Raw genomic sequence first — 12,597 nt, forward strand, 5'->3', positions numbered from 1 at the left:
CCACCGGCGCCGATGCCGCCGAACGCCGCGATCACTATCGCATCTATGCCACGAGTGTTCGCAATCTCGGGACCCCGGTGTTTCCGAAAAAACTGTTCGATGCGGTGCTCGATGCGTTTGGCGAAGATGCCGACATCCTGACGGTGCGCGAAGACGGGCGTCCGGTGGCGAGCGTGCTCAGCCTCTACTGGCGCGGGACGGTCATGCCCTATTGGGGCGGCGGGACAAGCGATGCGCGACGGCTGCGCGCCAACGAACTCATGTATTTCTCACTGATGCGCCACGCCTATGCACGCGGCTGCACACGCTTCGATTTTGGTCGATCGAAGGTCGGGACAGGCCCCTTCGCCTACAAGAAAAACTGGGGTTTCGAGCCGCAGCCGCTCGTCTACGCCCGCTGGCTCGCGACCGGTGAAACCGCGCGCGACACCAATCCGAACAGCGCCAGATACCGGCTGCAGGTCGACCTCTGGAAAAAGATGCCGCTGTGGGCGGCAAACCGGATCGGCCCGCTGATCGCGCGCGGGCTCGGCTAATGCCCGAAATCCTGTTTCTCGTTCACCGCGCGCCTTGGCCCCCCGACCGCGGCGACCGGATCCGCAGCTGGCATATGTTCGAGGCGCTGGCAAAGCTTGCGCCGGTGCATGTCGCGGCGCTCGCCGACAATGAAGCCGATGCCGCACTGGCCCGCGCCAAGATGGCACCCCTTTGCAAGAGCTTGTCGGTCGAGGTGCGCGGCGTGTCGCGCCCGTTGGCGTTGATGCAGGCGGTTGCGCGGGGCGAGCCCGTGTCGAACCGCCTGTTCCGTAATGCGGCGCTGGCGCACCATGTCGAAGCCCTCGTCGGACGCGGCGGTGTCACCCACATCGTCGCCTTTTCGGGCCAGATGGCACAATATGTCCCCGCCGATTTCGGCGGCCCGGTGCTGATGGATTTCGTCGACGTCGATTCCGCCAAATTCGCCACTTACGCCGAACAGGACAGGCGCCAGCCGCTGAATTGGGTGCACAAACGCGAAGCGCGCGTGCTGGGCGCCTATGAGGCCGAAATCGCGCGCCGCGTCGATGCCAGCCTGTTTGTCAGCGAAGCCGAGGCGGCACTGTTCCGCAGCCATAGCGGGCTGGGCGCCGACCACGTGCGCGCGGTCGAAAACGGCATCGACACCGACCGCTTCGATCCAGCGATTTCGTTCGACGTCGTTGGCGCAGGCGAGGGGCCGCTCGCGGTCTTTACCGGCCAGATGGATTATCGCCCCAATATCGACGCGGTGCGCTGGTTCGCGGCCGATATATTGCCGCTGATCCGCGTGCGCCATCCGCAGGCGCGGTTCGCGATCGTCGGCCGCGCGCCGACCGACGAGGTGCGTGCGCTCGAAAAACTGCCGGGTGTGACGGTGACCGGCGAAGTGCCCGACGTGCGGCCATGGCTCGCCGCCGCCGACGCGGTCGTCGCGCCGTTGCTGCTCGCGCGCGGCGTCCAGAACAAGCTGCTCGAGGCGATGGCGATGGCGCGGCCGGTGGTCGCGAGCGTGGCCGCCGCGACGGGGGTCGACGCGGCGCCGGGCGAGCATCTGCTCGTCGCCGACGGCTCGGGCGGACTGGCGGACGCGGTGTGCACGCTCTTCGACGATCGCGCCGGCGCCGCAGCGATGGGGCAGGCGGCGCGTACGCGCATGATCGAACGCTATGGCTGGGAGGCCCGCCTCTCGCCGCTTGGCGCGCTGCTGGGATTGCCCGTGTGACGCCGTGGCGCCGCCATCTGGGAGCACTCGCGCTGCTCGCGGCGACGATCCTCGCGATCTTCTGGCGCGATGCCGCCGACATGGCCGGCATCTGGTGGCACAGTTCGACTTTCACCCATTGCCTGCTGATGGTGCCGATGATCGGCTGGCTGGTGTCGCAGCGCGCCGCGCTGCTGCGCCCGCTGACGCCGGCCTTCTGGTGGCCCGCGCTGCTCTGGATGGCGGGCGCGGGGCTGGTATGGCTCGTCGGCGAGGCGGCGGGGGTCGGGCTGTTCCGGCAGCTCGGGCTGGTCCTGATGCTGCAGGGCGGGGTCGGTGCGACGCTTGGTGAAAAACTGGTGCGCGGACTGCTGTTCCCGCTCGGCTACGCGCTGCTGCTTGTGCCGTTCGGCGAGGAACTGGTGCCGCTGCTCCAGACCTTTACCGCGCATATCAGCGTCGTCCTGCTTCACATGTCGGGTATCGCCACCGAAATGCAGGGCGTGTTCGTCACGACCAAAGCCGGCTTCTTCGAGGTCGCCGAGGAATGTTCGGGGGTCAATTTCCTCATCGCGATGCTCGCTTACTCGGTGTTCGCGGCGCATCTCTGCTTCAAAAGCTGGACGCGGCGGATCGTCTTCGTCGCCGCCGCGCTCGTCACGACGATCGTCGCCAATGCCCTGCGCGCCTATGGGACGATGGTCGCCGCCGACATCTGGGGGATCGAGGCGGCGGGCGGCATCGATCATATCTTCTACGGCTGGATTTTCTTCGGTCTCGTTATCCTGATCGTCATGCTCGTCGCGCTGCGCTGGTTCGACCGCCCGGCGAACGATGTCGCGGTTGATGTCTCCGAGCTGGGCGGCACGCCGCGCTTTGCGGGGGCGGCCAGGGCGGTGCTTCCCGCTGCGCTCGCGGTCCCGCTGTTCTTCGCCGGCTGGGGCCTCCTCGTCGGCGGCCGCAGCGCACCGCTGCCCCCGACGATGACGGTCGAAACCCCGCCGGGCTGGCGCGATGCGCGCGTGGACGCCGCCGCATGGGCGCCGCGCTTTGACGGCGCCGACCAGCGCCTGCTGCGCCAGTTCGCCAATGACGGGGGGCAGGTCGTGACGGTCGCGATCGGCGGCTACGAACGGCAGGCCGAAGGGCGCGAGGTCGTCGCTTTCGGGCAGGGCGCAATCGATCACGATAGCAAATGGGCGTGGAGCGCGGCGCTGCCGGCGGTCGAAGACGCAAAGACCGAGCGACTGCTGCACCCCGGTCCGGTGCTGCGCGACGCTGCGACCTGGTATGTCGTCGGAGGCACCGTGACGGGCAATCCGCGGCGTGCGAAACTGGCGGGCCTGCAGGCGCGGCTGCTCGGCGGCGACCCGCGCGCGCTGTCGCTGATCGTGTCGAGCGAAGAGCGGCATGGCGGCCGCAATGCGATAGAGGATTTCGTTTCCGCGTCGGGCGGAGTCAAAGCGATGGCTGACCGCGCGCTGAAAAGCCGCTAGACGGTCAACATATGTGCGGCATCGCGGGCATTTATCACGTTGAAACGGCAAAGCCCGTCGACCCCGCGCGCCTGCGGGCGATGCTGCATCCGATGGCGCATCGCGGGCCCGACGGATCGGGCGAATGGACCGCGCCCGGCGTCGGGCTCGGCCATCTCCGCCTCTCGATCATCGATATCGAAGGCAGCCCGCAGCCGATGGCGAGCGACGACGAGATCGTCACGCTCACCTATAATGGCGAAATCTATAATTTCCGCGAGCTTCGCGCCGAGCTCGAAGATCGTGGTCACCGCTTTCGCACCAGCGGCGATACCGAGGTCATCATCGCGGCATGGCGCCAATGGGGCCCCGATTGCCTGTCCAGGCTCAACGGCATGTTCGCCTTTGCGATCCACGATCACCGGCGCGGCTGCCTGTTCCTCGCGCGCGACCGGCTCGGGGTAAAGCCGCTCCATTTCGTTCGCCTGTCCGACGGGTCGGTCGCCTTCGCCTCCGAACTGAAGGGGCTGCTGCGCAACCCGCTGCTCCGGCAGGAAGCCAATCTCACCGCGATCGAGGATTTCCTCGCCTTCGGATATGTTCCCGACGACAATTGCATCGTCGCGGGCGTCGAGAAGCTGCCCGCGGGCCATTATCTGATGCTCGAACGCGGCAAGCCGGTGCCCGCGCCGACGCGCTGGTGGGCGCCCGACTTTTCGAAACGGATCCGGGCTTCCGAGGGCGAGGCGGCCGAGCATCTCGTCCACCTGATGCGCGCCGCGGTGACCGACCGCATGGTGTCCGACGTGCCGCTCGGCGCTTTCCTCTCGGGCGGGGTCGACAGCAGTGCGGTCGTCGCGCTGATGGCCGAGGCGAGCCCGAAGGCGGTCAAGACCTGTACGATCGGCTTCGACCAGGCGGCGCTCGACGAAACCGCCTATGCGCAGCAGATCGCCGAACGTTTCGCGACCGACCACCGCACGCGCACCGTGTCGTCGGGTGACTTTGCGCTCGTGGACCGCATCGCCGACCAGTTCGACGAGCCCTTTGCCGACGCCAGCGCGCTGCCGACCTGGCGCGTCTGCGAACTTGCACGCGAGGAGGTGACGGTCGCGCTGTCGGGTGATGGCGCCGACGAGGCGTTCGCAGGCTACCGCCGCCTTGTTTTCCAGCATCAGGAAGAGCGGCTGCGCGGGCTGATCCCCGGCGTCCTGCGTCGCGGCCTGCTCGGCCCGTTGTCGCGCGTCTGGCCGCAGATGGACTGGGCGCCGCGTCCGCTGCGCGCGCGCGCAACGCTCGCCAGCCTGTCGAAGAGCGGTGCCGAGGGCTATGCCGAGGCGGTCGGCGTCACCGGGCTCCAACAGCGGTCGCGCCTGTTCAACGACACTGCGCACCGCGCACTCGGCGATCATGTCGCCGAGACGCGCTACTGGAAAGCAATGAGCGAAGCGCCCGCGCGCGAACCGCTCGACCGCGCGCAATATGCCGACCTGATGATCTGGTTGCCCGGCGACATCCTGACCAAGACCGACCGGATGAGCATGGCGGTCAGCCTTGAGGCCCGCGAGCCGCTGCTCGACTATCGCCTGATCGAATTCGCCGCGAGCCTGCCCGCGTCGATGCGGGTAAAGGGCAGCACCGGCAAGGCGATCATGAAGCAGGCGATGGAACGTTACCTGCCGCACGATATCCTTTACCGCCCGAAAATGGGGTTCGTGACCCCGGTATCGCACTGGTTTCGCGGGCCTCTGGTGGAGCAGGCGAAGGCACTCGCGACTTCGTCGACGCTCGCGCGCTCGGGCTGGTTCGACATGGCCGAGATCGAACGCATCGTCGCTGCGCACCAGTCGGGCCGCCGCGACCATGGCCGGCTGATCTGGCAATTCTTCATGCTCGAAAAATCGCTGGCGAAGCTGTTCGGGATTTGAGGTGGCGCCGAGCGACCGTCCACTTGCTCAAGGACGGCATCCCAATTTCAAAGTTCAGGAAAGTTCAGCCCTGTGCGCCCCGCGGTCTGGGCCTCGCGACGTGCCGGACGCGCCCGTACGCTGCGCTGTGATCGCACCCGCAAGCCGGGCCGCGACCACTTTTCCGTTCACCGAATGAAATAGCCGGGTGAAGGCTGGCATAGCCCGATAATGTAGGAAAGGCTTATTTGAAGGCGCGCCGGCTTTGGGGGGTGAGCTGTCCCTTTCGTGCACCCCGGCGAAAGCCGGGGCCCAGAATTCTAACGCGAACTAGCGTGTTACCGCATGGGGCCCCGGCTTTTGCCGGGGTGCACATCCCTATCGGCAGCTTCCGGTCGGAACCTTGCCGCTTCAATCCGACAATGGCGGAAAAGGACTATCGGAATCGCCACGCGTTTTTAACGCTTGGCTGCTAGGCTCGCTCCCGATGACGGTCCATCCCGCCTTTTCGGTCGACAGCGCCGCAATACCGGTCGACGGCGCGCCGCTGACGGTGCGCATCGTCGACCCGCTGTCGCTGTCGGGCGATCTGGCGGCGGCGTGGGACCGGCTGGCCGACGAGGCAAGCGAGCCCAATCCTTTTGCCGAACGCTGGTGCCTGCAATCGGCGCTTCACCTGCTCGATCCCGGACGGCATGCGCGGCTGGTGCTCGTGCGCGACGGCAGCGACGGCCCGGTGATCGGCATCATGCCGGTCGCGCTCGCGGCACATTATGGCCGGATGCCGCTCCGCCATGTGACCGGCTGGGCGCATCCCAATCATTTTCACGGCGCCCCGCTGGTGCGCGCCGGTTTCGAAAGCCTGTTCTGGTCGATCCTGCTCGGCTGGTGCGATGCCGCGCCGTGGGCGCGAACGCTGGTGCATGTCCCGCGCCTGACCGAAGACGGACCGCTCCATCGCGCGCTGGTTGATGTTGCGCGGGTACGCGGTGCCGAGGCCGAGGTCGTCCACCGCGAAGAACGCGCGCTGCTCGAAAGCGCGCTGTCGCCCGAAGATTATTGGGACGAGGCCGTGCGCGCGAAAAAGCGCAAGGAATTGCGCCGGCAAGCGAACCGGCTGGCCGAACAGGGTGTGGTACGCTTTCGACGCTGGCAGGCAGGCGAAGCGATCGACCCCTGGATCGACGCCTTCCTCGATCTGGAGGGGCGCGGCTGGAAAGGCCGCGCCGGATCCGCACTCGCGAGCCACGGCGACACCGAAGCCTGGTTCCGTGCGATCCTGACCGGCGCGGTCGAAGCGGGCCGGCTCGACATGCGCGCGCTCGACCTCGACGATCGCCCGCTCGCGATGCTCGTCAATTTCCTTTGCCCGCCGGGCGGTTTTTCGTTCAAGACTGCGTTCGACGAGGATCATGCCCGCTTTTCGCCGGGGGTGCTGTTGCAACAGGCGAACCTCGACCTGCTCGCCGACCCGCAAATCGGCTGGGTCGACAGCTGTGCGGCGCCCGGCCATCCGATGATCGACAGCGTCTGGCGCGAACGCCGCGCGCTTGTCTGGATCAATGTCCCGCTGTCGGCACCGTCGGACCGGCTGCGTTTTGCGCTGTTGACGAGGGCCGAACGCTTCTGGCGACGCTGGAAGGGTGCCGCCGCAACCGAAAATGAACTAGAAAGCCCGTCATGACCGCGCACCAGACGATCGCCCGGCCCGTATTTCCTGCCGAAACGCTCGCGCAGATGGCAGCGCTTTATCCGCATCAGGCGGGGCTGCTCCACCATCATCTGCCCGATCACCCGCTGCTGTCACTCGAAGCGCTGGCGGTGCTCGGCGAAGGGCTGCCCGCGAGCGCGGTCGAATATAATCCGGGCAATGTGCCGATCGGCATCCTGCCCGAAGACGTACCGTCGAACGGCCTGTCGATCGGCGAGACGATCCGTACGATCGACAGCAACGGCAGTTGGGCGGTGCTCAAGAATATTGAGAATGTCGCCGCCTATCGCACGCTGCTGATGGACCTGCTCGGCGAGCTCGAGCCGGTGGTCGAACCGCGTACCGGTGCGATGCTGACGCCGCAAGGGTTCATCTTCATTTCGTCGCCGGGATCGATCACGCCCTTTCACTTCGATCCCGAGCACAACATCCTGCTGCAGCTCCGCGGCACCAAGGTCATGAACGTGTGGCCCGCGGGCGACGAGCGGTTCGCGCATCGCCGCGAACACGAACGCTATCATGCGGGCGGCCATCGCAATCTGCCCTGGCAGGAGGCGTACAAGGACGACGCGCAGCAGGTCCCGCTCGGTCCCGGCGACGCAGTGCTGATGCCCGTGATGGCGCCGCATTTTGTCGCGAATGGCGATGCGCCGTCGATCTCGCTGTCGATCACCTGGCGAAGCGAGTGGAGCTATCGCGAGTCCGAAGCCCACGCAGCCAATGCGGCGCTGCGCCGCATCGGTCTTGATCCCGCGATGCCGCCGCGCTGGCCGAGCTATGCGTGGGCCCGCTCGGTCGGCTGGCGGATCGCACGCAAGCTGCGGCTGGTTGCCTGAACTGCTGCCAAGGCATCAATGACAGATTGCTTTCAATTGACGCAAATTGCGGTTATGGGCCCGCATCCTTGAATTTCGAGACCATAGAGGACTGATGGCCAAAGAAGAACTTTTGGAAATGCGCGGCCAAGTGGTCGAACTGCTGCCCAACGCGATGTTTCGCGTCAAACTGGAAAACGACCACGAGATTCTGGGCCACACGGCCGGAAAGATGCGCAAGAACCGCATCCGCGTGCTGGTCGGCGACGAAGTGCTCGTCGAACTCACGCCCTATGACCTGACCAAGGGTCGGATCACCTATCGCTTCAAGTGAGCGGCGCGGCGATCATGCCTGCGCTGGTGCTTGCCTCCTCCTCGCCGCGCCGGCGTGAATTGCTGGCGCGGATCGGGGTGATTCCGGTGCGTATCGCATCGCCCGATATCGACGAAACGCCGCTGAAGGGCGAGTTGCCGCGCGACTATGTCGCGCGCCTCGCGAGGAGCAAGGCGCTCGCGGTCGAGCGTGCGGCGGGCGAAGTCGTCCTTGCGGGCGATACGACCGTCGCGGTCGGTCGGCGCATTCTCGAAAAGCCGGTGGACGAGACCGACCTGCGCCGCATGTTGGTCCTCCTCTCCGGACGCCGGCACCATGTCTGGTCGGGCGTCTGCGTCGTCGGGACCGACGGCAAGGCGCGCGTACGCGTCGTCGATACGGTCGTCGCGTTCAAGGTGCTAAGCGCTGCCGAGATCGACTGGTATGTCGAATCGGGCGAGGGCATGGGCAAGGCGGGCGGCTATGCGATCCAGGGCCGCGCCGAAACCTTTGTCCGTTTCCTGTCGGGCAGCCATTCGAATGTCGTCGGCTTGCCCATGTTCGAGACCGGGGTCCTGCTCGGCAGCGCGGGGATCGCGCTTGGCTGAGTGGCTCTACGAGGCCGGAATCGGCGAGGCGCGCGCGGCGCTCGTCGACGGCGGCGAAATCGTCGAAGCGCGGATCGAACGCGAAGGCGAGGCGCCGCGCCTCGGCGCGATCGTCGGTGCGAAACTGGTCGAAGCGGGCAAGGGCGGTAAAGGCGCGCTGGTCGCGCTCGACTGGCCGGGCGAGCCGCAGGCTACGCTTTCCGGCCTGCCGCCATCGACCTCGACCGGCGCGCGGTTGGTCGTCGAGATCACCCGCATGGCGCTCAGCGAACGCGGCCGCGACAAGCCGGCACGCGCGCGGCTGGCGGAGGCTGGCGCGGCGCTCGCCGACGGCCCCGCCCTGCGCGCGCGCATCGCGGCGGACGGTGTTGCTGTCACCGACTTGCGGCCTACGGATGCGGATCGCCTCGAACAGGCCGGATGGTCCGAGATGATCGATTGCGTCCGCACCGGCCATTGGCCGTTCGCGGGCGGCGCGTTGTGGGTCGACGCGACGCCGGCAATGGTGCTCATCGATATCGACGGCGAGGGCGACGCGCTGGCGCTCGCGAAAGCGGGAGCGGAGGCGGCGGTCGCCGTGATCCGCCGCTGCGACATCGGCGGATCGATCGGGATCGATTTTCCTTCCTTGCCCGATCGCGCAGGCCGTCTGGCGATCGACGCCGCGGTCGATGCCGCGCTGTCGCAGCCATTCGAGCGGACCGCGGTCAACGGTTTCGGCTTCATGCAGATCATCCGCCGGCGCCCCCGTCCTTCGCTGATCGAACAGATTCGCCTCGACCCCGTCCGGACCGACGCCGCGCTGCTGCTGCGCCATGCGGAGCGCGCGCGCGGTACGGGCGTGTTGACGTTGACCGCGCGGGGCGCGGTGATCGACCATATCGCGGCGCATCCCCACTGGATCGATGCGTTGCAGAACCGCACCGGCCGTGCCGTCCATCTGGTCACGGATCCGGCCGTCAAAGGAGTGGGCCATGCCCAGTAAGTCCTCACGCTGCCCGCTCTGCGGAAAGCCGCGCGATCCCGGGTTCAAGCCCTTCTGCAGCCGCGGCTGCCGCGACCGCGACCTCTTGAACTGGTTCGGCGAAGACTATCGCGTGCCCGTCGATCAGGCGCCCGACGGCACCGCCGACGACGACCGTTTCGACGAGGGATAATCCCCGAATCGAAGGCAAAGAAAGATGCTGGACAGGACGCAAAGCCCTGCCTATAGCCGCCGCTCGCCAGCGCGGCCGTCCGGTCGCAGCGGCCTTGCCTGGGTAGCTCAGTTGGTAGAGCATGCGACTGAAAATCGCAGTGTCGGCGGTTCGATCCCGTCCCCAGGCACCACCTTCCCGTCATCGCCATTTGCGCTCGAATATGACAGCCGGGTTACGTCTTCCGTAGCGTAAACTGTTGCTTTTTAGCCACTAATCGTCCGAAAATCGGACGATTTCCGCGCGCGCGCGTTGACGCGGCAGGGCGGTGCGTTACAGCGATGAACTACTGCCGGGCATCTCCCGATAAGCTTTCAGCTGCGCCTCGGTGGGTTTTGGAGAGAGAGATTGATCATGACTTTGCGCAACATTCTGTTGGGCGCCACCATGCTGTGCGCCGCCACCACCCCTGTCATCGCTTTCGCCCAGGACGCCGCTCCCGCCGACGATGCAGCGACCGCGACCGACGTAACCGATTATGGCAATGACATCATCGTCACCGCCAGCAAGCGTTCGCAAACGCTGCAGGACACGCCCGTTGCCGTCTCGGTGACCTCGGCTGCCGCGCTCGAGGAATCGCAGATCCGTGACCTCATTGACCTGCAATCGTCGGTCCCCAGCCTCCGCGTGTCGCAGCTCCAGTCGAGCGCGAACACCAACTTCATCATCCGCGGCTTCGGCAACGGCGCGAACAACGCCGGCATCGAACCGTCGGTCGGCGTGTTCATCGACGGCGTCTATCGTTCGCGCTCGGCCGCCCAGATCGGCGACCTTCCGAACGTCGAGCGCATCGAAGTGCTGCGCGGTCCGCAGTCGACGCTGTTCGGCAAGAATGCCTCGGCCGGCGTCATCAGCATCGTCACGCAAAAGCCGCAGTTTGAATTCGGCGGTTCGGCTGAAGTCACCTATGGCAATTACGACGCGATCACGGTCAAGGGTGACGTCACCGGCCCGATCAGCGACACCGTCGCCTTCTCGATCGGCGGCAGCTATAACCGCCGCGACGGCTATGCGCGGGACCTGAAACTCGACACCGACGTCAACGACCGCAACCGCTGGGGCGTTCGCGGCCAGCTCCTGTTCGAACCGACCGACGCCCTCTCGATCCGCCTGATCGGCGACTATGACAAGATCGACGAAAATTGCTGCATCGCGGGCAATGTCATCGCCGGCCCGACCGTCGCGATCACCGACCTTCTCGCGGGCGGCAAGAGCGTCGACCGCGAAAATCCCTTCTCGTACGACGTCTACAACAATTTCCTGTCGACGAACGAAATCGAGAATTACGGCGGCTCGGCGCAGATCGATTATGATCTCGGCAATATGGCGCTGACCTCGATCACCGCGTACCGCAAGGTTCAGGCCGACACGAACCAGGATTCGGACTTCACCAGCGCCGACCTGATCGGCGAGAAGCGCGACAATGTCGGGATCGACACCTTCACGCAGGAAATCCGCCTGACGTCGGACTTCGACGGTCCGCTCAACTTCCTGATCGGCGGTTATTATTTCAACGAAAAGGTCGACCAGCAGAGCGCGATCAAATTCGGCAACGATTTCCGTCCCTATGCCAGCGCCCTGATCGGCGCCGCGAGCCAGGGTGCCTTCAACGTCGCTCAGCTCGAAGCGGTCATGAGCGCTGCCAATGGCACCGACTATAGCGGCCAGTTCTTCCGCGCCGGTGACGGGCTCGACGAAGCCTACAAGATGAAGAACGAGGCTTTCTCGATCTTCGGTACGGTCGATTTCGAAGTCACCGATCGGCTGACGCTGACGCTTGGCGGAAACTATACCAAGGACCGCAAGCGCTTCTCGACCAACGTGGTCAGCAGCGACGTGTTTTCGGGGATCGACCTGACGGCGACGGGTGGCCGCGCGCTGACGCAGCAATTCATCTCGACGCAGGTCGGCGGCATTCTCGGGGTCCCGGGCGGCATGGCCAGTGCGGCGCAGGTGCAGGCGTTCGCACAGGCGCAGCCCGCTGCATTCCAGCAGATCGCGACGATCGGTACCCAGTTCGGCGCCACCAATGCCGGCCTGACGACGGCCCAGGCGGGCGCCGACAACGATCCGTTCACGGTCGGCAACCCGCTTCTGGCGCTGACCCCGTTGCAGTTCCTGCCGCCGTTCCTCAACGTTCCGAACGCGGTCGAAAACGGCAAGACCAACGACGGCGACTTCTCGTACAGCGTTCGCGCTGCCTATGAGCTCACCGATACGGTCAATGTCTATGCGACCTATGCGACGGGCTTCAAGGCAAGCTCGATCAACCTGTCGCGCGACAGCCGCCCCACCGCGGCCGACCTGCCGGCGATCATCTCGGGCGGCCTCGGCCTCCCGAACCTGACCTCGGGTTCGCGCTTCGCCGATCCCGAAGAATCGACCGTCTATGAGTTCGGTTTGAAGGGCCAGTGGGACGTCGCTGCGGTGAACGTCGCGGTGTTCAAGCAGTCGATCAAGGGCTTCCAGTCGAACGTCTTCACCGGCACGGGCTTCGCGCTCGCGAACGCCGGCAAGCAGTCGACCTTCGGGATCGAGTTCGACGGCTCGGTGCGTCCGGTCGACGGGCTCAACCTGACGCTGGCGGCGACCTATCTCGACGCCAAGTATGACAGCTTCGTCGCCTCGGCGTTCGGCGATATCTCGGGCACCACGCCCGCGGGCATCCCCGAGCTGTCGATGTCGATCGGCGGCACCTATACGCACGAGTTCGCGGGCGGGACGAAGGCGATCGCACACGTCGACTACAGCTATGAAAGCCCGGTCCAGATCGTCGAAGGCCTGTCGGGTTTCCCGGCGAGCGTCGCGCAGAATCTGAAGCGCGAAGTGAACTCGCTCAACGCGTCGTTCAC

At 66.0% G+C, this 12,597-nt stretch carries 11 protein-coding genes and 1 tRNA gene; all 12 read left to right on the plus strand.

What is annotated here, in order from left to right:
- Positions 1-536, plus strand: a 536-nt coding sequence (locus VGD20_RS03715) for a GNAT family N-acetyltransferase (protein WP_331133157.1), incomplete at its 5' end; no start/stop codon positions are given.
- The gene (locus tag VGD20_RS03720) at positions 536-1,741 is read left to right on the plus strand and encodes a TIGR03087 family PEP-CTERM/XrtA system glycosyltransferase (protein ID WP_331133158.1); all 1,206 of its coding nucleotides are present in this window, start codon (positions 536-538) and stop codon (positions 1,739-1,741) included. The genes VGD20_RS03715 and VGD20_RS03720, both read left to right, overlap by 1 nt.
- Positions 1,738-3,216 carry an exosortase A gene (xrtA, locus tag VGD20_RS03725; RefSeq protein WP_331133159.1) on the plus strand — a complete coding sequence of 493 codons (1,479 nt, stop codon included), beginning with the start codon at positions 1,738-1,740 and terminating at the stop codon, positions 3,214-3,216. Before VGD20_RS03720 ends, xrtA begins: the two co-directional genes overlap by 4 nt.
- 11 nt (positions 3,217-3,227) lie before the next feature.
- The gene (locus tag VGD20_RS03730) at positions 3,228-5,123 is read left to right on the plus strand and encodes an XrtA/PEP-CTERM system amidotransferase (protein ID WP_331133160.1); all 1,896 of its coding nucleotides are present in this window, start codon (positions 3,228-3,230) and stop codon (positions 5,121-5,123) included.
- A 466-nt stretch (positions 5,124-5,589) separates the two neighbouring features.
- Positions 5,590-6,786, plus strand: coding sequence for a GNAT family N-acetyltransferase (locus VGD20_RS03735; protein ID WP_331133161.1), 1,197 nt, complete (start codon positions 5,590-5,592; stop codon positions 6,784-6,786).
- Positions 6,783-7,649 carry a cupin-like domain-containing protein gene (locus VGD20_RS03740; RefSeq protein ID WP_331133162.1) on the plus strand — a complete coding sequence of 289 codons (867 nt, stop codon included), beginning with the start codon at positions 6,783-6,785 and terminating at the stop codon, positions 7,647-7,649. The genes VGD20_RS03735 and VGD20_RS03740 overlap by 4 nt, the downstream gene beginning before the upstream one ends.
- A 94-nt stretch (positions 7,650-7,743) precedes the next feature.
- Positions 7,744-7,962, plus strand: coding sequence for a translation initiation factor IF-1 (infA, locus tag VGD20_RS03745; RefSeq protein ID WP_010162480.1), 219 nt, complete (start codon positions 7,744-7,746; stop codon positions 7,960-7,962).
- 14 nt (positions 7,963-7,976) lie between these two features.
- Positions 7,977-8,549, plus strand: coding sequence for a nucleoside triphosphate pyrophosphatase (locus tag VGD20_RS03750; protein WP_331133166.1), 573 nt, complete (start codon positions 7,977-7,979; stop codon positions 8,547-8,549).
- A complete protein-coding gene (locus tag VGD20_RS03755; protein ID WP_331133163.1) occupies positions 8,542-9,534 on the plus strand; it encodes a ribonuclease in 993 nt (330 codons plus the stop codon). Before VGD20_RS03750 ends, VGD20_RS03755 begins: the two co-directional genes overlap by 8 nt.
- The gene (locus VGD20_RS03760; RefSeq protein ID WP_331133164.1) at positions 9,524-9,706 is read left to right on the plus strand and encodes a DNA gyrase inhibitor YacG; all 183 of its coding nucleotides are present in this window, start codon (positions 9,524-9,526) and stop codon (positions 9,704-9,706) included. The genes VGD20_RS03755 and VGD20_RS03760 overlap by 11 nt, the downstream gene beginning before the upstream one ends.
- Positions 9,707-9,802: 96 nt before the next feature.
- A tRNA-Phe gene (locus VGD20_RS03765) sits at positions 9,803-9,878 on the plus strand.
- A gap of 221 nt (positions 9,879-10,099) precedes the next feature.
- Positions 10,100-12,597: TonB-dependent receptor (locus VGD20_RS03770; RefSeq protein ID WP_331133165.1), on the plus strand; the 2,498-nt coding region annotated here is incomplete at its 3' end.

The organism is Sphingopyxis sp. (genome assembly GCF_036402335.1).
In the GTDB taxonomy this organism is placed as follows: Bacteria; Pseudomonadota; Alphaproteobacteria; order Sphingomonadales; family Sphingomonadaceae; genus Sphingopyxis.

Bases quoted from the DNA above. Each gene is read 5' to 3' on its own strand.
- VGD20_RS03760 (WP_331133164.1), top strand. From the start codon at position 9,524: ATGCCCAGTAAGTCCTCACGCTGCCCGCTCTGCGGAAAGCCGCGCGAT.
- VGD20_RS03735 (WP_331133161.1), top strand. From the start codon at position 5,590: ATGACGGTCCATCCCGCCTTTTCGGTCGACAGCGCCGCAATACCGGTC.
- VGD20_RS03730 (WP_331133160.1), top strand. From the start codon at position 3,228: ATGTGCGGCATCGCGGGCATTTATCACGTTGAAACGGCAAAGCCCGTC.
- VGD20_RS03740 (WP_331133162.1), top strand. From the start codon at position 6,783: ATGACCGCGCACCAGACGATCGCCCGGCCCGTATTTCCTGCCGAAACG.
- VGD20_RS03750 (WP_331133166.1), top strand. From the start codon at position 7,977: ATGCCTGCGCTGGTGCTTGCCTCCTCCTCGCCGCGCCGGCGTGAATTG.
- infA (WP_010162480.1), top strand. From the start codon at position 7,744: ATGGCCAAAGAAGAACTTTTGGAAATGCGCGGCCAAGTGGTCGAACTG.
- VGD20_RS03720 (WP_331133158.1), top strand. From the start codon at position 536: ATGCCCGAAATCCTGTTTCTCGTTCACCGCGCGCCTTGGCCCCCCGAC.